Genomic DNA, 23128 nt, shown 5'->3' with positions numbered 1-23128 from the left:
TGCGTCGCTAGCGCAAGGCATCATCAATACTCTGTTCGCCTAAGTGGCGCACGTCTTTGCCTTTGACAAAGTAGATGATGTATTCACAGATGTTTTGGCAGCGGTCACCAACCCGCTCAATAGCGCGCGCTGACCACATCACCTGAAGGATATTGGGAATATTCTTCGGGTCTTCCATCATATAGGTCATCAACTGGCGGATGACGGCCTCGTACTCCGCATCAATTTTATCATCCAGCTTGTACACTTCAGCGGCGGCGTCAACGTCCATGCGCGCAAACGCATCCAGCACTTGGTGCAGCATGCTGATCGCTTGACGACACAAAGGTTCGAGAGAAACTTGAAACTGGCGCTCTTTCGATGACGGGCTTTCAATCGCCACGTAAGCAATTTTGGTCGCGACATCACCGATACGCTCAAGATCAGTGATGGTCTTAATGATTGCCATAATCAGGCGCAAATCTTTTGCCGTCGGCTGACGCTTAGCAATAATTCGCGTGCACGCTTCGTCTATCGAGACTTCCATCGCGTTGACTTTATGGTCGTCACGCACCACTTTTCTCGCCAATTCGATGTCGTCTTTGTGTAGCGCTTGCATGGCAAAGGATAGCTGCTGCTCAACCAAGCCCCCCATCGTCAGTACGTGAGTACGAATGGCTTCGAGTTCGACATTAAACTGACCTGAAATGTGGCGTCCAAAATTCATAAGGGAGGGCGTTCTCTTTGTTATCAACAATAGTAAAAGATTAGCGCAACGAGAGACATTACGCAGATGGAACGGCGCTCTGTGACAAGAGACTTAGCCGTATCTTCCTGTGATATAGTCTTCAGTCTGCTTTTTCAATGGCGAAGTAAAAATAGAATCGGTATCTGAGTACTCGATCAACTTCCCCATGTGAATAAAGGCCGTATGGTCACTCACTCGCGCCGCTTGTTGCATATTGTGCGTCACAATCACCACGGTATATTTGGTTTTCAGCTCGTTGATCAGCTCTTCGATCGTCAAGGTCGAAATTGGGTCCAGTGCCGAGGTAGGCTCATCGAGCAGCAATACTTCCGGTTCAATCGCAATTGCACGGGCAATCACCAAGCGCTGCTGCTGACCACCAGACAGGCCAAAGGCGTTTTCGTGCAACCGGTCTTTCACTTCATCCCACAAGGCTGAAGCGCGCAATGAACGCTCCACCGCATCATCCAGCGCACGGCTGTTATTGACCCCTTGCAAACGCAAGCCATAAACGACATTTTCATAAATCGACTTAGGAAAGGGGTTGGGACGCTGAAACACCATGCCCACTCGGCGACGCAGCGTCGCGACATCCACCTTAGGGTGATAAACATTTTTGCCATGCAGCTTGACCTTGCCTTGAACACGACACCCTTCCACCAAATCGTTCATGCGATTGATACAGCGCAGTAGCGTCGACTTACCGCAGCCTGAAGGGCCGATAAAGGCGGTTACTTGCCCTTTGGGAATACGCATCGAAATGTCGTTCAGGGCTTGGCTGTTTTGATAGAACAGGTTAAGCCCTTCAATCGCAATAGCCGTTTGCTCATCGCTAAGATTGTTAACGTCGAGTGGCGCTTGATAGCCGAGTGTTTGATTGACAGAAAACATGCTTAATCTTGTCCTAGTGTTCGGTATTTTTCGCGTAAGTTGTTACGAATACTGATCGCGGTTAAGTTGAGCCCAACAATGACAGTCACCAACAAAAATGACGTCGCATAAACCAACGGTCTGGCGGCTTCAATATTGGTGGTTTGAAAACCAACATCATAAATATGAAAGCCCAAATGCATAAACTTACGTTCAAGATGCAAGAAGGGAAACTGACTGTCAATGGGCAAGCTCGAGGCCAACTTCACCGCCCCCACCAGCATCAAGGGAGCGACTTCCCCCGCCGCACGGGCGATCGCCAAAATTAAACCGGTAATCATCGCTGGGCTGGCCATCGGCAATACAATTCGCCACATAGTTTCAAACTGAGTCGCCCCCAAAGCTAATGAGCCATGGCGAACCGAGCTAGGGATGCGCGTTAAGCCCTCTTCAGTGGCAACGATGACGACCGGGAGGGTCAATACCGCTAAAGTTAATGCAGACCAAAGTAGACCTGGGGTTCCAAAGGTTGGTGCGGGCAACTGATCCTGATAGAACAGCGCATCGATTGACCCACCTAAGGTATAAACAAAAAAGCCTAAACCAAACACGCCATAAACGATGGACGGTACACCCGCTAAGTTGATCACAGCAACGCGAATCATACGGGTAAACGCATTGTTGCCTGCATACTCGTGCAAGTAGACGGCGGCGACCACGCCCAAAGGCATCACCACCACAGACATGATCAACACTAACAGGACAGTGCCAAACATGGCTGGAAAGACGCCCCCTTCAGAGTTAGACTCGCGCGGATCATCAGACAAAAACTTCCACGCCTGCACGCTCCAGCGCATTAATTTTTCGCCTACACTCATCTGGTTGGGATACCAGATATCTAGAATTTGACTGAGTGGAATAGTCACTTGTTGGCCCGTCATATCTTCGACCAACAAACCTTGTTCGCTCAATTGCTCTCGCAGCGCATCAAGCGTCGCCTCTGCCTCAATCAAAGCTTGCCGATATTGCTCACTTTGCTCGAGATAGAGTTGGCTAAAGGCGTCATCTAAGCGCCCATTTAATTGACGTTTACGCTTCTCTTGTTCGAGACGTCTCGCTTGCGCAGTAATCGTACGGATATCACCTTCGATAAGGTCGTCAATTTGTTGGTTGACTCGTTCTGTCAAAGCCAGACCTTGCTCAAGTAAAGGGGCGAAGTCTTTGCTGAACTGACCATTCGCAAGGCGGTATCCTACCGGCTGGCCAAAGAAATCACCATCACGACTGCGTTCAATCACTGCCCAGTGTTTAGGTTGTGTGGGTGGCAATAAATTTACTTCGAGCAAAGAGATGAAATCCGCTGCGTAGAGGTCTCGATTCGCGACCTTGATCCTCACACGTTCGACTAAGCCGCGTTCGATCACATCGGCAGGCAAGTCCATATCCATTTCGCGAAAATGACTAATGGGAATAGACTCTTTGGCGTAGATTTGCCCCACCAAGGTTTGACCTTGATCGGTTTGCCACTGGTACAGCGGCGCAGGCCAAAAGTAAGAAAGTCCTTTCCAACCGATAAGCAGCAGAAGTCCGAGCACAGATAGTAAGCTGATACTGACCGCGCCACCGGTTAGCCATATCCATGGAGACCCTGATTTTAACCACTTAAACACGTTGAATCATTCCTACTTATAACCCTATTACAGTGAACGATATTTATCGCGTAGTCGCTGACGAACCCATTCAGCGACCGAGTTAACTGCAAAAGTAAACATCAGTAGCAGCAGTGCTGCTAAAAACAGAATCCGGTAATGCGAGCTGCCGACTTCAGACTCTGGCATTTCAACGGCAATCGTGGCCGACAAGGTGCGCATTCCCTCTAAAATATTCCAGTCTAGGATCGGCGTATTGCCCGTCGCCATGAGAACGATCATCGTCTCTCCCACCGCACGCCCAAGCCCCATCATAATCGCAGAGAAAATGCCCGGACTGGCGGTCAATAGCACCACATGAATCAGCGTCTGCCACTGAGTCGCCCCAAGCGCTAACGAGCCGTCTGAAAGATGTTTCGGCACAGAGAAAATCGCGTCCTCTGCGATAGTAAAGATGGTCGGGATCACGGCAAAGCCCATCGCAAAGCCCACCACTAACGCATTGCGCTGATCAAAGTCGATACCATACTCAGCCAAATAGACTCGGACATCACCAGCAAACAATAACGCCTCGATATTGGCGCTTTGCGATAGAATCACCATGCTCACGAGCACAATACCCGGCATCAAGATGGCGGCGTGCCACCCATTGTTGAATCGCCCCGTCCAATAATTCGGCAATAGGTGCCAAACCAGCCCGATAGCTATGGTAGATAGAGGTAAAAACAGCATCAGGGCAGCAACAGCGGCCAAATGGCTTTCGACAATCGGCGCAAACCATAACCCCGCTAAAAATCCAATGATGACGGTCGGCAACGCTTCCATTAACTCGATTGACGGCTTAACCACTCGTCGCATACGCGGCGTCATAAAATAGGCGGTATAAATCGCCCCTAACACCGCCACAGGTACAGCAAATAACATGGCAAACATCGCCGCTTTTAAGGTACCAAACGCGATGGGTACTAAGCTAAATTTGGCCTCAAATTCATCACTCGCCGAGGTGGTTTGCCAAACATATTGTGGCTCTGGGTAGCTTTCGTACCACACCTTCTGCCACAGCGATGAAAGCGATACTTCAGGAAATGGATTGTCAACCGCCGCAACACTTAATTGATTGCCGTTGAGCGCGACTAAAAAGGACTCGTTGTTCGACATCGCGGCAATAGAGGGCGCTTGTTGATACGCGCGCTCAAATATGACCAATTTTTCACTGGTGGTGTAATGGCTCTGTACCGTGCCATTAACGTAGAAACTGTAAAAACCTTTCCGATACGTATCTGGCAACAAGAACCGCAACTGAGAGGCGAGCTTGAACTGTCGAATTTGAGTCAGTGAACGCTCACTTTGACTCAGGACGTCGAACCATTGAGAGACCAGCCCATCTTGATGCGTCACCAGTAGCGAGTAGGCGCCCGATAACAAGTCAAGGTGTTCTACGCTGTGTTGCTGGCGACCTTGACTGAGGTCGACCACTTCGCGCACAGTAAAACTTTGGGCCAGCTTTTTGGCAATCACCAACTCAGAGCCTATTCTGAGATAGAGCGTCTCGCCGTCGGGAGTTAATAACATCTGGTCAAGCTGTTCAATGGGCTCGGCAAAAGTAAAACTGTGAACCTGCTCTCCCTGCTGCCAACGTACCATCACGCGGCCATCTTGATACCAACCAGCGAGTGTCAAACCACCGCGCTGCGCAAAAGCAAACTGCTTAAGCAGACCATCTGAACGCTCTAATCCAAATGAGGCTTGGGATTGAGAAAGCTGGGGGGAAAAGTGGCGGTGACTCTTTTTCAGGACTGTAGTCAGTTGAGGCTTAACCAAGGTCACTTCGCCGTTTGGCGTTGCAAAGCCAAACCATCCATCAGCAGCCACCGTGCGCGCGAACAAGCGATTTTCTGTTGCGATTTGATGGCGAACAACCGGCTGAGGACTGCCCGATGTCAGTGACCAAAAATCGATATAGCCCTGGTTTGAAATAAGAAAGGCATGCTCACCGTAGTCATCCACTCCAGCGGCAATCACTTGCGACGTCGATACCTTTTGCGTGTGAATGTTCGGGGTAATCTTCGCATCGCTAAACAGTGGTAACACCATAATGGCCAAGTAAACAAAGATCAGCACCAGCGCGGCCAGCACTCCGACGCCTCCAGCAGAAACGGCAAGACGAACCAATCTATCTTTGATCAGTCGTTTACGGTCTCGCTCTCGCAATGAGAATTCTGCTTTGGTCATCTGTTTCGCTTACCTATTTTCGTCCGAGGGTATAATATTTCTATTAGGTGACAATTATATTACAGATCGCAATAAACAACTGAAATCAATGCAATAAAAAAATGCAATAAAAGTGTCATACAAAGACCTTAAGTTGCTAGCCCACAGGTACGGGGTGAACTCGATATCTTCAAACCAAGGATTGGAGTATGAGATGAGTACAGAAAAACTGTATATCGAAAAAGAGCTAAGTTGGCTGTCTTTCAATGAAAGGGTGTTGCAAGAGGCGGCAGATAAGCAGGTTCCGTTAATCGAAAGGATTCGATTTCTTGGTATATTTTCCAATAATTTAGATGAGTTCTACAAGGTAAGATTTGCCGATGTCAAACGACGTATTCTGATCAACCAAGAGCGTGGTGGCAACGACAACTCTAAGCACTTGTTAACCAAAATGCAGACCAAAGCGCTCAAGCTCAACGAACGGTTTGACGAGTTGTACAGCGAACTGATCCGCGAAATGGCACGCAGACGCATTTTCTTGGTCAATGAAACCCAGTTGAGCGAGCCGCAACAGAAATGGGTGATCAAGTATTTTCGCCGCGAAGTGCTGCCGCACATCACCCCGCTGCTGATGCGTGATGATATCGACGTACTTGAGTTCCTAAAAGATGAGTACGCCTATATCGCGGTTGAACTCAAACACCAAGAGCACAACCAATATGCCCTTATCGAGATCCCAACCGACCACCTACCACGATTCGTTACCGTACCCGAACAGAAAGGTAAACGACGTAAAACCATCATTCTGCTCGATAACATCATTCGTTACTGTTTAGACGAGCTGTTTCGCGGTTTCTTCGACTACGACGAGCTCAACGGCTACGCGATGAAAATGACACGCGACGCCGAGTATGACTTGAGCCACGAGGTTGAACACAGCTTACTTGAACAGATGTCTGAAGGTTTGAGCCAACGTTTAACAGCGATGCCCGTACGCTTTGTTTATCAACGAGATATGCCGCAAGAGATGTTGAGTTTCTTGTGTGACAAACTGCAGATTTCAAACTACGACAGCTTGATCCCAGGCGCGCGCTATCACAATTTTAAAGACTTTATCACTTTCCCTAATATGGGCAGAGACTACCTGGAGAACAAACCTCTGCCGCCGATGCAATGTGCGGACTTTGACGGTTTTGCCAACAAGTTCGACGCCATTCGCGCCCAAGATATTCTGCTTTACTATCCGTACCATACGTTCGAGCACATCAGCGAACTGGTTCGTCAGGCCTCGTTTGACCCCAAAGTGTTGCGGATCAAAATCAATATTTATCGCGTCGCCAAAGACTCACGCTTGATGAACTCACTTATTGACGCAGTCCACAATGGTAAAAACGTCACCGTAGTGGTCGAACTGCAAGCACGCTTTGATGAAGAAGCCAATATCGAGTGGTCACGCGTGCTCACCGAAGCGGGGGTTGAAGTCGTGTTTGGTGCGCCCGGTATGAAGATTCACTCCAAACTTCTGTTGATCAGTCGCCGTGAAGGCGAAGATATCGTCGACTACGCCCATATTGGCACCGGTAACTTTCATGAGAAAACGGCACGCATCTATACCGACTTTTCGTTACTCACTGCCGACCCTGACCTTACTCGCGAAGTGCGCAATGTATTCGGCTACATCGAGAACCCTTATCGCCCGGCGCGCTTTAACCATTTAATTGTTTCACCACGTAACTCTCGCAAGCAGCTCTATCGCCTGATCGACAACGAAATCGCCAATGCAAAACTGGGGAAAAAAGCCGCTTTAACGGTAAAAGTGAATAACTTGGTAGACAAAGGGTTAGTCAATAAGCTTTACGGGGCAAGTGCCTCTGGTGTTGAAATCAAAATGATCATTCGCGGCATGTGCTCGTTAGTGCCAGGCATCGAAGGTGTCAGTGACAATATTAAGATCATTAGTATTGTTGACCGATTTTTAGAACACCCAAGGGTGATCATTGCCCATAATGACGGCGACCCTGCGGTGTATATTTCATCGGCGGATTGGATGACTCGCAACCTCGATTACCGCATTGAAGTGGCCGCTCCAGTTCGTGACCCACGTCTTAAACAGCGCATTATTGATATCATTAACATCCACTTTACCGATACAGTAAAAGCCAGATGGATCGATAAAGAGATGAGCAACAGCTATGTCCCGCGTGGTAATCGTAAGAAAGTTCGCTCACAAATTGCGATTTACGACTATCTTAAAAATGTGGAAAAACACACTAAGAATCAAAAGCGCAAACAGCTGCTATCAAATCAACAGCAAGAGCAGTGACTAATTTAGGTTGGAGCTATGAATCAAACTGCGGAAATTCGTGATGTCGCCGCTATCGACTTAGGGTCAAATAGCTTCCATATGGTGGTCGCTCGCGTCGTCGAGCAAGATTTACAATTGATCAGTCGCCACAAACAACGCGTGCGGCTCGCCTCTGGCTTAGATGGGCAAAAAAACCTCGACAATGCGTCTATTGAACGCGGCCTCGAATGCTTAGCCATGTTTGCCGAGCGCTTACAGGGGTTTGACGAACAAAATGTCCGCATTGCTGCCACCCATACTTTGCGCCAAGCCAATAACTCGCATATTTTTTTACAACGAGCGCGCGAAGTCTTACCCTTCCCGATTGAGATCATTCCCGGCGTTGAAGAGGCGCGCCTCATTTATCTCGGCGTTGCCCATACTCAACCAGAGTCTGACTCTAAACTGGTGATTGATATCGGCGGTGGCAGTACCGAAATGATTATCGGCCGCGGCTTTGAACCAGAGCTCATCAATAGCAAGCAGATGGGCTGCGTCAGCTATACTCAAGCGCACTTTGCCAACGGAAAACTATCAAAAAAGAACTTTGCTAAAGCCACACTAGCAGCAGAGCAAAGGTTGGAGTCCATTGCCCATCGCTACAAAAAAAAGGGCTGGGATATCGCCTTTGGCTCGTCTGGCACGATCAAAGCCATCAGCGAAGTGTTAATCGGCCTTGGCTATGACGATGGATTGATCACGGCAAAGCGGTTAGATAAGTTGGTCACCAAGTTGTGCGAGTGGAGCACCATTGACGACATTGAACTGAGCGGACTCACTGCCGAACGAAAACCTGTCTTTGCCGCTGGTGTCGCTATTTTGCATGCGATCATGACCAGCTTAAACATTGACCATTTGCACTTTTCTGAAGGGGCGTTGCGCGAAGGGTTACTGTTTGAGATGGAAGACAGCTTCAAACGCTCTGATATCCGTATGCGCACAACAGAGAATCTGGCGACTAAGCACTTAGTTGATTTAGACCACGCGGCTAAAATCAAAGGTCATGCGCGTGAGTTGTTCCAACAAATCCACAAAGATGTTGGGATCAAGAAAAACTCACAGCTGGTTGACTTACTTGAGTGGAGCGCCCTACTGCACGAGGTTGGGCTCAGCATTAGCCTGCAAGCCTTCCATCGCCACTCGGCCTACATACTTCGCCATACCTATATGCCCGGCTTTAACCGCGAGCAACAGCGGGTACTGGCGATGCTGGTTCGATTCCAGCGCAAAGCCCTCAAGCTCAATGAAATGGAGTCGTTTAGCCTGTATGACAAAGATGACGTGATTAATTTGATACGGATCCTACGCATCGCCATTGTGCTCAACGGACAGCGCAACGACGCCCCCATCGACACACCGAGCCTAACCATTGACGGTGATAAGTGGGCACTTACTTGCGATGACGTCCAATGGTTAGAGAACAACAAACTGCTTCATGCGGATCTGCTGACTGAGCAGGAGTATTGGCAAAGCGTGGGCTGGCAACTCGATTTTTAACCATCCCTAATCGGCAATACCGACCTTAGCTAACTCGCTCTGAGCAATTTGTGGCGAGATGGCAACATAACCATCTTTGGCGACTAACGCTTGGCCTTGGCGAGAAAAAATAAAGCGAATGAACTCGCGCTCAATGGGGCGCAGCGGTTTAAGTGGATGCTTGTTCACGTAGACATAGAGATAGCGCGATAGTGGGTACTCACCTGTTAAGATATTGCGCTGACTCGCTTCAATAAAATTATTGCCTTGTTTAGCAATGGGCAACAACTTCACATCAGAGACTTGATAACCGACGCCGGAATAGCCAATCGTGTTAATTGATGAACCAACTGACTGCACCACAGAGGCCGACCCCGGCTGCTCATTCACACTATTTTTGAAATCGCCGCCACATAGAGCGTGTTTTTTAAAATAGCCATAAGTGCCCGACACCGAATTGCGACCAAAAAGCTGAATACCTCGCCTCGCCCATTGATAGTCAAGACCTAAGTCTGACCAAGTTTCTATCGGCTCAGTGGAACCACAACGCAATGTGGCCGAGAAAATGCTATCAAGCTGAGTAAAGTTGAGCCCTTGAATTGGATTGTCTCTATGAACAAAAATGCCAATGGCATCGATCGCCACTCTCAAAGCGGTCGGCTTATAACCGTGTTCACGCTCAAAGGCTTCAATTTCACGATTACGCATAGGTCGGCTCATTGGGCCAAATTGCGCGGTACGCTCCGTCAGCGCGGGAGGAGCCGTTGAAGACCCAGACGCTTGCACCTGACCATTAACGCTTGGGTAGAGATGTTTGAACTCTTCGACCCACAAGGTCGTCATGCCTGCCAGAGTGTCCGAACCAATACTGGTGATATTGCCGGTAATGCCAGGGACTTTTTGGTAAGGCTCAAGTGCTTGTTGTGCATACGCCGAACAGGCGGCCAACCATACCACTAGGGTGAGTATCATTCTCATCACTTCACCACCAAACGAGAGGGGAGCACAAACGAGAACTTGCTGCCTACCCCCACTTCGCTGTGTATTTCTAGGTGGGAGTCATGGTGAGACAAAGCATGTTTAACGATAGCAAGCCCCAAACCACTGCCGCCAGTATCGCGTGAACGCGCTTTGTCGACTCGATAGAAGCGCTCAGTTAAGCGGTGCAAGTGTTGTGGCTCAATGCCATCACCACTATCTTCCACTTCAAGGTGAGCGCCTTGGGCACTTTGATACCAGCGCACGCGAATATCGGCCCCTGCGGGCGTATATTTGACCGCGTTATAGACCAGATTAGAAATCGCACTGCGCAACTGATCATCATCGCCTAGCACACGCAGTTTCGTATCGACATCGAACCTCAATTTGTGCTCGGCATCCCCACTCAAACTGAGCGCCTCTTTTTCTAGCACTTCGAGCATAGCCGGCACATTCACCACCTCGTCCAGCTCGTGCATCGGCGCTGCTTCAATTTTAGATAGGGTCAATAACTGATTGACCAAACTGTTCATCCGATTGAGCTGTTCGGTCATTACGCCATGCGCTTTTGTCCACATCGGACCGACCACCATATCTGGGTCTTCGGTCATCTCAAGGTAGCCTTGCAGCACCGTCATCGGCGTACGTAACTCGTGGGACACGTTGGCAAAAAAGTTACGACGCATTCCCTCAAGTTGCTTTAGCTGGCTCACATCGCGCACCACCATAAGGTGTTCACCTTCGGTATAGGGCACGATCCGCAGTTCCAGCATCCGCTCGACATTGAGTGGTGAACGCATTTCAAGTGGTTCAGAAAAGTTTTGTTTGTTCAGGTATTTGATGAAATCTGGCGTACGAATCAAATTCGAGATGGGTTGCCCTGAGTCATCGGGCCATTTAAAACCGAGTAAGTGCTGGGCGAGCTTGTTACACCAAACAATATTCCCCTCGCCACGAAAGACCACCACCGCATCGGGCAGCGATTCGGCACCGTTGCGAAAGCGACGAATTAAGTTGGTTAGCTCTTTGCGCTTTTTACGCTGACGCTGCTGCAGACGGTAAATACCGTTAAACAGCGACTCCCAGTTACCGCTGCCAGATGGCGGAGTTAAGCGTTTTTCGTCCCACAGCCAAGCAGACAAACGCATCTGGTTGTGCAAATGCCACACAAGCTGCAAAACCGTGGCCGCTAAAAGCAGCCACGGCATATATCCGAAAATCCAACCGACAATCACCCATGGGGTGTAAAAAAAAGCCAGCTCCCAGGCTAGCTTCTTCCAAGTTAACCGTTCTACCACTTACCTCTCCGCTTGTGTTGTCGCCCGACTACGCTTTAGTTGAGAAACGGTAACCCGCGCCACGTACCGTTTGAATAAGCTTGTCGTGTCCCGCGGCTTCAAGTGCTTTACGTAGACGACGTATATGCACATCGACCGTTCGGTCCTCGACATACACATTAGTGCCCCATACGTTGTTTAGGAGTTGCTCACGGCTATACACACGCTCTTGGTGGGTCATAAAGAAGTGCAGCATCTTAAACTCGGTCGGCCCCATGTCCAACGGCTCATTATTCGCCGTGACTCGATGAGACACTGGGTCAAGCTTCAACCCTTGCACATCAATTACATCTTCAAGCGCTGTCGGGGTCACGCGGCGGATCACCGCTTTAAGGCGCGCCACTAACTCTTTCGGTGAGAAAGGCTTGGTGATGTAGTCATCCGCACCGACTTCCAGGCCACGGACTTTATCTTCTTCTTCACCACGCGCCGTCAGCATCACCACCGGAATATTACGGGTCAGCTCTTCACGTTTCATATGTTTGATAAAATTAATACCGCTGCCGCCAGGCAACATCCAATCTAGCAACACTAGATCAGGGAAGGGTTCAGCCAGTTTTGTTACCGCACTGTCGTAGTCTTCTGCTTCAACCGCTTGGTAACCTTTCTGTTCCAAAACAAAGCACAACATTTCACGGATTGGCGCTTCGTCTTCAACCACTAGAATCCTTCTAGACATAATCAAATAACCTTGTGTGAGTTGAGTTATTTAGGGCCATCTGCCCTTGTGCAACGCTAAGCATTATCACTAGCAATTATGACACTTTTGTGACCTTTGAAAACAAATTTTCATATAACTTTCATCCCACTATTGCGTGTTTCCAGTAAGACAAGCCGACAAAAAGTCTTTATCATGAGCCCCCAAACTTTAGGTATAGAGAAAGAGTATGTGGTTTAAAAACTGTCTGGTTTATCGATTTAACCGTGATATTGAATTCAATGCAGACCAATTAGAAAAACAGCTGCAGGAGTTTCGTTTTACCCCTTGTGGTAGCCAAGATAAGCAGAAATTTGGCTGGGTCACGGCGATGGGTAAACATGGCGATATGATGACCCATGTATCAGAAGACCGCATTCTGATCTGCGCCAAAAAAGAAGAGAAAATGTTGCCTGCGTCTGTGATCAAAGAGTCATTGAACGCGAAAGTGGACGCCTTGGAACTTCAAGAAGGTCGTCCACTGAAGAAGAAAGAAAAAGACACGCTCAAAGAAGATATCGTGATGGATCTTCTGCCGCGTGCATTTAGCCGTAGCAACCATACTTACGTGCTCATCCTACCCAAAGAGGGCTTTATTCTGGTCGATGCCAGCAGCTATAAAAAAGCCGAAGACGTATTGGCCCTGCTGCGCAAAACCATGGGCAGCCTACCCGTTGTTCCCGCCATCCCTGAAAAAGCGATTGAAACCACACTGACCGAATGGGTGAAAACGGGTGAAACGCCTGTTGGTATCGAGATGCTTGATGAAGCCGAGCTTAAATCCGTGCTTGAAGAGGGCGGTGTGATCCGTTGTAAGAAGCAAGAGCTGACAGCCGACGAAATTCGTAGCCATATCGAAGCCGATAAAATGGTGACCAAGCTGGCAATTTGGTGGCAAGAGCGTATCGAGTTTATTTTGGCGGAAGATGGCAGTATTAAGCGCCTAAAGTTCTCTGATGAACTGAAAGATCAGAACGACGATATTCCTCGCGAAGATCAAGCCGCACGCTTCGACGCCGACTTCTCGCTCATGTGCGGTGAATTCAGTGCCTTCTTACCAAACTTATATGAATGCCTAGGCGGCCTACCTCACCCAAACGCGTAGCCTCTCTTTTAAGGTGCTCGACCCGTCGGGCACCTGCTTTTGAATTCCCTCATCTTAGTCATGGACTTTTCCCTAGTCACAAGTCACATTTTGACGTAAAATTTGCGCCCCCTATTCCATAAGGTGGAATGGGCCTGACTTGAGATCAGATTTAAGAGAATTACACATGACTGAGAAAGCATTCGTCCCTGAGCTACTGTCACCGGCAGGTAGCCTTAAAAACATGCGTTACGCATTTGCCTACGGCGCAGACGCGGTATACGCAGGCCAGCCTCGTTACAGCCTTCGCGTACGTAACAACGAGTTCAACCACGAAAACCTAAAAATCGGTATCGACGAAGCACATGCCCTAGGCAAAAAGCTTTACGTGGTTTGTAACATCCAACCGCACAACTCCAAGCTAAAAACCTTCATCCGTGACCTTAAACCGGTTGTAGAGATGGGCCCTGATGCACTGATCATGTCTGACCCTGGTCTAATCATGATGGTTCGCGAAGCGTTTCCTGAAATGCCAATTCACCTGTCTGTACAGGCGAACGCAGTCAACTGGGCAACGGTTAAGTTCTGGGCGGCAAATGGCGTGGAGCGTGTGATTGTTTCTCGTGAGCTTTCTCTAGAAGAGATCGAAGAGATTCGTCAGCACTGCCCTGAGACTGAACTTGAAGTCTTCGTTCACGGCGCTTTATGTATGGCTTACTCTGGCCGCTGCCTACTGTCTGGCTACATCAACAAACGTGACCCTAACCAAGGTACCTGCACCAACGCTTGTCGTTGGGAATACAAAGTTGAACAAGGCAAAGAGAACGACACTGGCGACATCGTAGAGAAATTCGATCCAACAGAAGCTCAAGCAGTAGAGGTTCAAGAAGAACGCCCTGAAACCACTATCGGTCGTGGCAAACCAACGGATGAAGTGGTGCTACTTTCTGAAGCGCACCGTCCAGAAGAGAAGATGGCGGCTTACGAAGATGAGCACGGCACTTACATCATGAACTCGAAAGACCTACGCGCTATCCAGCACGTTGAGCGTCTGACTAAGATGGGGGTTCACTCGCTGAAAATCGAAGGCCGTACTAAGTCATTCTACTACTGCGCGCGTACTGCTCAGGTTTACCGTAAAGCGATTGATGATGCCGTGGCAGGCAAACCTTTTGATGAAAGCCTAATGACGACGCTAGAAAGCCTAGCGCACCGCGGTTATACAGAAGGCTTCCTACGTCGTCACACACACGATGCGTACCAAAACTACGACTACGGTTACTCGATATCTGACGCTCAACAATTTGTCGGTGAGTTTACCGGTAAACGCCGTGGCGATCTGGCGGAAGTCGAAGTCAAGAACAAGTTCGTTGTCGGCGACAGCCTTGAGCTGATGACGCCAAAAGGCAACGTCATCTTCACGCTAGAAGCGATGGAAAACCGTAAGTCAGAAGCTATCGAAGACGCAAAAGGGAACGGCCACTTCGTTTTCATTCCTGTACCACAAGATATGGACCTAGAATACGGCCTATTGATGCGTAACCTAAACTCAGGTCAGGATACCCGTAACCCAACAGGTAAATAAGCATGGCTTTACTGATCACTGACAAGTGCATCAACTGTGATATGTGTGATCCTGAATGCCCAAATGGTGCAATTACTATGGGTGACACTATCTTCGAGATCGATCCCGATCTCTGCACTGAGTGTAAAGGTCACTACGAGAAGCCAACGTGTCAGTCAGTGTGTCCGATTACTAAATGTATCATTACTGACCCTAACCACGTTGAGACTGAAGAAGAATTGCTAGAGAAGTTCGTTATTATTCAGGGCTTAGCTTAATAGATAAAACGCCGCTCATCATTGAGCGGCGTTTTCGTATCTGATGTTTACTTGTAGCTCAACTCCGTCGCTTTCCCCTTAAAGATTCGATACACCGCGAAGGTGTAAAGCAAAATCATCGGCATCACTATCATCACCCCATACCCGACAATCATCAAAGTTGCAGAAGAAGACGCCGCCTCTTTCGCTGTCATTATGCCCGGTACCACCTCTGGGAAAAAACTGTACGCTAAGCCAAGGAAGCTGAGAGCAAAAATCACAGTAACGCCAAAGAATGGCCAGCGGACACCGAGGTCGTTGATCATCGGGACTTGACGCAAATAACGATCGACGAGATAAATGGTGGCGAGAACAATCAGAGGGATAGGTGCGAGCAGCAGTATTTCTGGGAAACTAAACCAGCGCTGTGCGACCTGCTCATTGACCCAAGGGTTGACAAGACTCACAACCAAAATCCCTAATGCTGCGAGCCAACCGGCTCGACGTGACCAGCGCGCAGCGCGGATTTGCAACTCACCTTCGGTTTTCAGCACCAGCCAAGCGCCGCCAATATAGACGTAAGCCGCTGCGACGCATAAAGCACTTAACAAGGCAAAGCCATACGCCTCGCTGCTGTGTTCAAAGCCCATGATATAGCGCCCAACCATATAACCTTGCGTGAGCGACGCCAAAAACGACCCGGCTTTGAAACAGAGATCCCAGCGATCTTTATGATCCGATACCGCTTTGGCACGAAAGTCGAACGCCACACCACGCATAATTAACGCAATCAACATCAGCGCTGTCGGCAGATAGAGCTCAGTCAAAATCAAACTATGGGCGGTGGGGAAAGCGATCAGTAAGATGCCAACCGCCAATACCAACCACGTTTCGTTGGCATCCCAAAATGGGCCTATCGACGCAATCATACGGTCACGTTGCTGCTCGTTGTTGCTCGGCAGCAGCATCCCCACGCCGAGATCGTAACCATCCAGTACCGCATACATGAATACAGAAAAGCCTAGGAGTAACAAATAGATTTCTGGTAGGTAATCAAACATGGTTATGCCTCTTGAGTTTGAACCGGCGCTTGGTGAGCTGCAACGTCTTTGCGCGCCAAATAGAACAAGGTGTGGATATAAGCCACCAGCAGTACCGCGTAGATAACCAAATACATGGTCAGTGAAATCATCACATTAGATGGGGCGACTGGAGTCACTACATCAACGGTGCGTAGTACACCACTCACCAGCCAAGGTTGACGACCGATTTCAGTCACATACCAGCCGGCGAGCGTCGCTAGCCAACCGGAGAAGGTCATCGCGACAACCGTGTATAGATAAGGCTTAGGCAAAGATTGGCGACGAACAAAGCGCCACGCACCAAACCAGCTGACCAACAACATCAACACTCCCACGCCAACCATGATGCGAAAACCAAAAAACAGTGGCTTCACTGGTGGATGGTCAGGGGCAAACTGATTGAGGCCGAGGATTTCACCATCAAGATCATGGGTTAAAATCAAGCTTGCCAGTTTGGGGATCCCCAGAGCAAAATCGTTGCTGCGTGTTGCTTCGTTTGGCCAAGCAAATAGTAGTAAAGGTGCGCCCTGCTCTGTCTGCCAAACCCCCTCCATCGCCGCGATTTTGGCGGGTTGGTGTTCAAGCGTATTTAAGCCGTGCAAGTCACCGACTAAAATCTGCAGCGGAATAAAACCCGCAGCGGCAAATAGCGCGACCTTAAGGCCAAGTTTTGCAGCGCGGTGGCCGGGCTGTTTGAGCGATTGATAGGCGCTGACACCAGCAATTAAGAAACTCGCGGTTAGTGCAGAGGCCAATAAAGTATGCGCGAAACGGTACGGCAGTGAAGGATTTAAGATCACCTCTTTCCAACTGGTGACATGCACAATACCGTCAATAACCTCGTACCCACTCGGGGTATGCATCCAACTATTGAGGACTAAGATCCAAAAAGCGGACATAGTGGTTCCCACGGCCACCAATACCGTCGCTAGGGTGTGAAACCAGTCTGGCACGCGGCCGCGGCCAAATAACATCACGCCAAGAAACGTCGCCTCCATAAAGAACGCCGTCATCACCTCATAACCGAGTAACGGCCCGGCCACGTTGCCCACTCGCTCCATAAACCCTGGCCAGTTGGTGCCAAACTGGAAACTCATGGTGATCCCGGACACGACCCCTAGTGCAAACGTCAAGGCAAACACCTTGACCCAAAAGTAGTACACGTCTAGCCAAACGGGAGCTTGCGAACGGTTATAGCGCCATTTGAAAAACACCAACATCCATGCGAGCGCAATGGTGATGGTGGGAAAAAGGATATGAAAACTGATATTAGCCGCGAACTGAATTCGCGACAGGATAAGGGTGTCTAGCATGCTACGTCCTCAAACACTCTAGGGCTCTAGAGAGCGCGTAAATGATGTAATTAAATTACGTAAAACAACGAACTTTGGATTACTTCACACAGGTATCGCGCTGAGCGCTCAAATAGAAAATTGATTTACATCAATTTTAACACTCAAAAGGCGTATAGCAGAGGCATCTATATTGAGATAAGTGTATCTAAAAGTTAGAAAATAGCGGTAAATATAGCCAATAAGCGACAAAAAAGGCCATTTCGAAATATCCTCACTTTCCACTCGCTTAAAATGAAATAAAATTACATCAATTTAACCTGCCAGGCTAACGAGTTGGCGAGCGTTGAGTAAGTTGCAACAGTTCTAAGCACTGCTTTGGCATGATTTTAACTCGCTTTTTAGCAGGATTCGCGGCTGGTTTGAGGTTGCTAGGCTTAGGCTGTGGCTTCCAGCTGGCGAGCTCTGATCCGCACCCATCGCCCGCGGGTGGCTCAGCTTGTGGACGACAGGCTGAATTATTAGCCGGACACTTGAGACGAACGTGCATATGATAATGGTGCCCCCACCAAGGGCGAATTTTACGTAGCCACGCGCGGTCACCGCTGAGTTCACTGTCGCACAACTGTTGCTTAATCACCGGGTGAACAAATATCCGCGCGACTTGCTCATCGCTTGCGGCCAGTTTAACCAGCTCAAAATGGCTCGACTGCCAGCGAGTGTTGAGCAACCGGTATTGTTCTACATCCACCACGCTTAATGGTTCTGGACGTGCCAACTGTTGCTCTGATAAAGGGTGTTCAGCCAAGCGTAGCCAGATATCAATATCAAGCCCCGTCTGATGGCTAGAGTGCCCAGATGAAAAACGCCCTCCTTGCGGTAGAGAGAGATCGCCAATTAACAAACTAACATTGAGCTGGTAGTGGGCCAACTTAGCGAGTGATTGAACAAAGCTGATCGCATTGGGGTGACCAAAATAACGCGCGCGCTCTCGGCGCAGAACTTGATAACCATCGCCTTCAAGGGGCAACGCCTCAGCACCAGTTAAACATCCATTGGCATAGCTGCCGATCGCTTGAGGGAGGTGAGGAGAAGGATGTGTCACTTGTTCCCACTGTGTAGCGTGGGCAGTAAGAGTCACCAAACAGAGCGCAACTGAAACCAACAAGGTCAAAAAATTACGCAGGTCCATATCCACTCCTTTGTGACTCTAACCGTTATCCGCAGGCAAGCTTAATAGTGCTCACCATTATCATAGTAGCTGCTTGCATTCAGAGCCGTAAAAATCACCGCCACATCGACATCTTCACCAATCACAGCGCGCACTTGCTGAGTGATAATTTGCGCCACTGTATCTTGCGTCTCTTGACCACGGTCAAACCACAACACCTCAACAAAGGGATACGCGGCGCAGACTTCGCCTTCGTGATAAAAAGTGGTGTAGACATACTCAAACGTAAAGTCTTCACGCGGGCAATCCATATGTGGCTGCAGCTGGTCGATCAGAGGAGCGGATAGGGTTTGTACGGTTTGCGGCTCAACAGCGCGAAAACGTAAATGAGGCATAACTGGCTTCCTATTGTTGTGTTTTGGTCATGATAACAACTTGGCGTATAAAGTCTCGTGTGACTCGCCGGAAAGTCAGGATTTAGCGAAAAAGCTCTCACTGTGAATAATCAAACTGGAGTGTGATTAGCTCGCCATCACTATGCAGCAGCGCCCGACCAAAACTTGCATGCCAAGTAAGAACGCGCTGCGTGGATTGGCGATATTGATTAATAAATACGATCAGCGCTTTATCCACTTCGACAGCTGGCATGGTTTGCAAAGCCTCTGCAACATCAAACACTTGTTGTCCAAACTCGACTTTAACCAGTTCGAAGCCATCACGGCGCAAGTTAAGTTGAAGCTGTGATAATCGATGCGATGTAAACTCACCAATCAGCACAACCTCAAGCCGATGTGGTGTTAGTTCCGCTTGTGCATAAAGAAGTTCTTGATAGTAAGTCACCATGTCCTGGCACCAACGCTGCTCGGGACACTCAGACCAACTCGACACGATACTGCGGCGCATCGCGCTTGGCTCAGTGGCTAACCACACACTCTGAGCCGAGAGAGATGAACTGAATAACATCAGCAGCCCAAAAAGATAGCGCAACCTATTTCCTCCCACACAAACAACAAAGCCGCTGTTTCCAGCGGCTTTCACTATCACTCAACGGCCTTATGGCATCTCGTCGAACTCTGCACCTTCTTTTTCTACTTGAGGTGGCATTAGGTGCTCTTTGGTAATCCCCAGTTTCAATGCTAGCGCCGAAGCGACATAGATTGACGAGTAAGTACCCACCGTAATACCGAGCAGTAGCGCGGTAGCAAAACCGTGAATCATGGCGCCGCCCTGTGTGAACAAGGCGATCACAACGAACAAGGTGGTGCCCGAGGTAATCAAGGTACGGCTCAATGTTTGAGTAATTGAGCTGTTCATGATCTCAGCCGGTTCACCTTTGCGCATCTTACGGAAGTTTTCACGGATACGGTCAAACACAACAATGGTATCGTTGAGCGAGTAACCGACAACCGTCAGCAAAGCAGCAACGATAGTCAGATCGACTTCAATCTGCATCATCGAGAACACGCCAAGCGTGATGATCACGTCGTGAGTCAAGGCCAATACGGCACCCGCAGCAAGGCGCCACTCAAAGCGCACTGACACGTAGAGCAAAATACAGATGAGCGAGACTAAGATGGCAAGGCCGCCCGCTTCTGTCAGCTCATCACCTACGTTAGGGCCGACGAACTCGATCCGGCGCATCTCTACGCTCTCACCCGTTCCATCCTTGATGGCATTGAGGATTTGGTTGCCCAAGGTCTCCCCAGCAACATCATCACGAGGACGCAGGCGAACCATGACGTCACGAGCACTACCGAAGTTCTGTACCGTTGCGTCGCCAAAGCCTTTGGCTTCAAGTGCACCACGAATATCTTCAAGGTTTGCTGGCTGTTCAAAACCCACTTCAATCAAGGTACCGCCTGTGAAATCTAGACCCCAGTTCAACCACTTAGTGGATAGAGTAAAGATTGACGCACCAATCATTAAAATTGAGAACACAAATGCCAGCTTCGACCAACGCATAAAGTCGATCGTTTTTTCTGCTTTTAGAATCTGAAACATACTAATTCCTAGCCTTAGATCGACAGTTTGTTGATGCGCTTACCACCGTATGCCAAGTTCACGATACAACGTGTTCCGACAATAGCGGTAAACATAGAGGTTAAAATACCGATAGACAGTGTCACGGCGAAGCCTTTGATCGCCCCCGTACCCACTGCAAATAGGATAATTGCAGTAATAAGCGTGGTGATGTTGGCATCGGCGATAGTACTGAATGCGTTAGCGTAACCTTGGTGAATCGCTTGCTGAGGGCTGCGACCATCACGAAGCTCTTCACGGATACGCTCGAAGATCAGTACGTTAGCATCGACCGCCATACCGACCGTCAGCACGATACCGGCAATACCTGGCAGCGTCATGGTGGCACCAGGGATCATCGACATCACACCGATGATGAGCACTAGGTTCGCCATTAGCGCGACGTTAGCGATCAAACCAAACTTACGGTAGTACATCAGAGTAAACAGCATTACGGCTACCATACCCCAAATCATCGCTTGAATACCCATATCGATATTCTGCTGACCCATTGAAGGACCAATCGTACGTTCTTCTACAATCGAGATCGGCGCGATTAGGGCACCCGCACGAAGTAGAAGTGCCAAATTATGCGCTTCAGCCGCAGAGTCAATCCCGGTAATACGGAAGTTACGCCCCAACGCCGATTGAATCGTTGCCTGGTTGATCACTTCTTCGTGCTTAGTCAGGATCACACGGCCTTCTGGTGTTTTACGACCACTGTCTTTGTACTCGGCAAACACCGTTGCCATCAGCTTACCAATGTTTTGGCGAGAGAAAGCCGACATCTTGTTACCACCTTCACTATCGAGTGAGATGTTAACTTGCGGGCGACCGTACTCATCGACACTGGAGCTGGCATCAGTGATGCTTGAACCGCCTAGAATGACACGCTTCTTAAGCACAACTGGGCGACCATCGCGATCTTGCTTGATTTCACTGCCCGCTGGCGCGCGGCCACTGGCTGCTGCGGCAAGGTCAGCTTTAGAATCGACTTCGCGGAACTCTAGTGTGGCGGTTGCACCGAGAATTTCTTTCGCACGTGCCGTGTCTTGAACACCCGGCAGCTCAACTACGATACGGCTTGCGCCCTGACGTTGAACCAGAGGTTCTGCCACACCCAGTTCGTTCACACGATTGCGCAGAATGGTAATGTTCTGTTCGACCGCGTAGTTGCGAATTTCAGCTAAGCGCTGCTCAGTAAAGGTCGCCGTAAGCGCAAAACGCCCCTCTGAAGCCGAATCAACGAAAATCATATCAGGGTGATTTTGCTCTAGAATGCGCTGAGCGTCAGCAAGTTGCTCTTCATTACGCAACAACACTTCAACCGCATCTTTGCCTGAAGGACGAATCGCACGATAACGAATTTTTTCTTCACGCAATTCACTGCGGAAGGCTTCTTCTTGCTGTCCAACGAGCTTCTCCATCGCGGCGTCCATATCCACTTCCATTAAGAAGTGAACACCACCACGAAGGTCAAGACCAAGCTTCATAGGCGCCGCACCAAGAGATTCAAGCCAGTCTGGCGTTGACGGTGCAAGGTTGAGAGCAACAATTTTATCGTTACCCATCGCTTCACTAATGACATCACGCGCACTGATTTGAGTATCAGTGTCATTGAAGCGAACAAGAATGGATCCATTTTCTAAAGCAATGGATTTATGAGATAAGCCCTGTTTATCAAGAGCTTGAGTGACAGAATCCAGCGTCGACATATCTACAGAGGCGCCACGCGCCCCTGTAACTTGAATGGCCGGATCTTCACCGTAGATATTTGGAAGTGCATACAATGCCGCGATAGCGATGATAAACACCACCATCAAATACTTCCACAACGGATAGCGGTTAAGCACAGCGAGGATCCTTAAGCTGTTTTATAAAGATTTCAGCGTACCCTTTGGTAGCACTGCGGTAACAAAGTCTTTCTTGATAACAACTTCGTTATTGGTGTTTAGCTCGATAGAGATGTAGTCGTTCTCTTCAGAGATCTTAGTGATTTTACCCACTAGACCACCGCTAGTAAGCACTTCATCACCTTTGCCCATCGACGCCATTAGGCTCTTGTGCTCTTTGACGCGTTTAGCTTGTGGACGGTAGATCATGAAGTAGAAGATCACCGCAAACATACCTAGCATGATCAGCATTTCAAAACCGCCGCCAGCTGGTGCACCTTCTGCTGCTGCATGAGCTTGAGAAATAAACATTAAAATATCCTCTATTATTATTTATTAATATCCAAGTTGGGCATTCGCGATTTAGTTTCAAGCTTAAGTGTGACCAATAGCGATCGCTCTCTCAAAATTAGCTTGCGTTTGCCTACTTTATTAGCAAAAGCCTTTGGCGCAACGCCAAAGGCTTTAATTCATTAAA

The 23128-nt window shown here is 49.0% G+C and carries 20 protein-coding genes; 5 read left to right on the top strand and 15 right to left on the bottom strand.

Annotation, left to right across the window (positions count from 1 at the left end; translation table 11 throughout):
* Window positions 1-7: 7 nt before the first annotated feature.
* The 4 genes from phoU to FCU94_RS03475 form a co-directional block, all read right to left on the bottom strand.
* Window positions 8-706 (bottom strand): phosphate signaling complex protein PhoU, encoded by a 699-nt coding sequence (gene phoU, locus FCU94_RS03490; protein ID WP_176287159.1) that lies wholly within the window; start codon window positions 704-706, stop codon window positions 8-10.
* A gap of 93 nt (window positions 707-799) precedes the next feature.
* On the bottom strand, window positions 800-1618 hold the full coding sequence (pstB, locus tag FCU94_RS03485) for a phosphate ABC transporter ATP-binding protein PstB (RefSeq protein WP_176287158.1): 819 nt from the start codon (window positions 1616-1618) through the stop codon (window positions 800-802).
* A 2-nt stretch (window positions 1619-1620) separates the two neighbouring features.
* On the bottom strand, window positions 1621-3267 hold the full coding sequence (pstA, locus tag FCU94_RS03480) for a phosphate ABC transporter permease PstA (protein ID WP_176287157.1): 1647 nt from the start codon (window positions 3265-3267) through the stop codon (window positions 1621-1623).
* 27 nt (window positions 3268-3294) lie between these two features.
* Entirely contained in the window at window positions 3295-5478 is a 2184-nt protein-coding gene (locus FCU94_RS03475; RefSeq protein ID WP_176287156.1) for an ABC transporter permease subunit, read from the bottom strand.
* 193 nt (window positions 5479-5671) lie between these two features.
* On the opposite strand from FCU94_RS03475, the gene ppk1 reads away from it, so the two are divergent.
* Entirely contained in the window at window positions 5672-7780 is a 2109-nt protein-coding gene (gene ppk1, locus FCU94_RS03470; RefSeq protein WP_176287155.1) for a polyphosphate kinase 1, read from the top strand.
* 18 nt (window positions 7781-7798) lie between these two features.
* The gene (gene ppx, locus FCU94_RS03465; RefSeq protein WP_176287154.1) at window positions 7799-9298 is read left to right on the top strand and encodes an exopolyphosphatase; all 1500 of its coding nucleotides are present in this window, start codon (window positions 7799-7801) and stop codon (window positions 9296-9298) included.
* 6 nt (window positions 9299-9304) lie between these two features.
* Here the strand turns inward: ppx and FCU94_RS03460 are convergent, their stop codons facing one another.
* Genes FCU94_RS03460 through phoB form a run of 3 tightly spaced genes read right to left on the bottom strand, consistent with a single transcriptional unit; the run spans window position 9305 to window position 12271 of the window.
* A complete protein-coding gene (locus tag FCU94_RS03460) occupies window positions 9305-10255 on the bottom strand; it encodes a PstS family phosphate ABC transporter substrate-binding protein (protein ID WP_176287153.1) in 951 nt (316 codons plus the stop codon).
* Window positions 10255-11553 carry a phosphate regulon sensor histidine kinase PhoR gene (phoR, locus tag FCU94_RS03455; protein WP_176287152.1) on the bottom strand — a complete coding sequence of 433 codons (1299 nt, stop codon included), beginning with the start codon at window positions 11551-11553 and terminating at the stop codon, window positions 10255-10257. Before phoR ends, FCU94_RS03460 begins: the two co-directional genes overlap by 1 nt.
* A 28-nt stretch (window positions 11554-11581) precedes the next feature.
* Window positions 11582-12271: a phosphate regulon transcriptional regulator PhoB gene (phoB, locus tag FCU94_RS03450; protein WP_176287151.1), complete on the bottom strand. Its 690-nt coding sequence runs from the start codon at window positions 12269-12271 to the stop codon at window positions 11582-11584.
* A gap of 208 nt (window positions 12272-12479) precedes the next feature.
* Between phoB and rdgC the strand changes: the two genes are divergently transcribed.
* The 3 genes from rdgC to FCU94_RS03435 all read left to right on the top strand — a co-directional run bounded on the left by rdgC (window position 12480) and on the right by FCU94_RS03435 (window position 15215).
* Window positions 12480-13394: a recombination-associated protein RdgC gene (rdgC, locus tag FCU94_RS03445; protein ID WP_176287150.1), complete on the top strand. Its 915-nt coding sequence runs from the start codon at window positions 12480-12482 to the stop codon at window positions 13392-13394.
* Window positions 13395-13560: 166 nt separating this feature from the next.
* Window positions 13561-14958 (top strand): prephenate-dependent tRNA uridine(34) hydroxylase TrhP, encoded by a 1398-nt coding sequence (gene trhP / locus FCU94_RS03440; protein ID WP_176287149.1) that lies wholly within the window; start codon window positions 13561-13563, stop codon window positions 14956-14958.
* A gap of 2 nt (window positions 14959-14960) precedes the next feature.
* Window positions 14961-15215, top strand: a complete 255-nt coding sequence (locus tag FCU94_RS03435) for a YfhL family 4Fe-4S dicluster ferredoxin (protein ID WP_006959752.1) — start codon at window positions 14961-14963, stop codon at window positions 15213-15215.
* A gap of 47 nt (window positions 15216-15262) precedes the next feature.
* Here FCU94_RS03435 and FCU94_RS03430 read toward each other — a convergent pair whose 3' ends face one another.
* The 8 genes from FCU94_RS03430 to yajC all read right to left on the bottom strand — a co-directional run bounded on the left by FCU94_RS03430 (window position 15263) and on the right by yajC (window position 22962).
* Entirely contained in the window at window positions 15263-16255 is a 993-nt protein-coding gene (locus tag FCU94_RS03430; RefSeq protein ID WP_176287148.1) for a cytochrome d ubiquinol oxidase subunit II, read from the bottom strand.
* 2 nt (window positions 16256-16257) lie between these two features.
* Complete coding sequence (locus FCU94_RS03425; RefSeq protein WP_176287147.1) at window positions 16258-17589, bottom strand: cytochrome ubiquinol oxidase subunit I; 1332 nt, start codon at window positions 17587-17589, stop codon at window positions 16258-16260.
* 307 nt (window positions 17590-17896) lie between these two features.
* A complete protein-coding gene (gene mepA, locus FCU94_RS03420) occupies window positions 17897-18760 on the bottom strand; it encodes a penicillin-insensitive murein endopeptidase (RefSeq protein ID WP_176287146.1) in 864 nt (287 codons plus the stop codon).
* A gap of 41 nt (window positions 18761-18801) precedes the next feature.
* On the bottom strand, window positions 18802-19134 hold the full coding sequence (locus FCU94_RS03415; RefSeq protein ID WP_176287145.1) for a DUF1904 domain-containing protein: 333 nt from the start codon (window positions 19132-19134) through the stop codon (window positions 18802-18804).
* A gap of 97 nt (window positions 19135-19231) precedes the next feature.
* Window positions 19232-19726, bottom strand: coding sequence for a hypothetical protein (locus FCU94_RS03410; RefSeq protein ID WP_176287144.1), 495 nt, complete (start codon window positions 19724-19726; stop codon window positions 19232-19234).
* A 66-nt stretch (window positions 19727-19792) separates the two neighbouring features.
* Window positions 19793-20740, bottom strand: a complete 948-nt coding sequence (gene secF, locus FCU94_RS03405; RefSeq protein WP_176287143.1) for a protein translocase subunit SecF — start codon at window positions 20738-20740, stop codon at window positions 19793-19795.
* Between the two features lie 14 nt (window positions 20741-20754).
* Window positions 20755-22611 carry a protein translocase subunit SecD gene (secD, locus tag FCU94_RS03400; RefSeq protein WP_176287142.1) on the bottom strand — a complete coding sequence of 619 codons (1857 nt, stop codon included), beginning with the start codon at window positions 22609-22611 and terminating at the stop codon, window positions 20755-20757.
* Window positions 22612-22632: 21 nt separating this feature from the next.
* Window positions 22633-22962, bottom strand: a complete 330-nt coding sequence (gene yajC, locus FCU94_RS03395; protein WP_176287141.1) for a preprotein translocase subunit YajC — start codon at window positions 22960-22962, stop codon at window positions 22633-22635.
* Between the last annotated feature and the right edge of the window lie 166 nt (window positions 22963-23128).

It is taken from the genome of Vibrio sp. JPW-9-11-11 (assembly GCF_013369335.1).
GTDB lineage: Bacteria > Pseudomonadota > Gammaproteobacteria > Enterobacterales > Vibrionaceae > Vibrio.
Note: the sequence above shows the minus strand (reverse complement) of the source record. Positions and strands in the feature narration are given on the sequence as shown.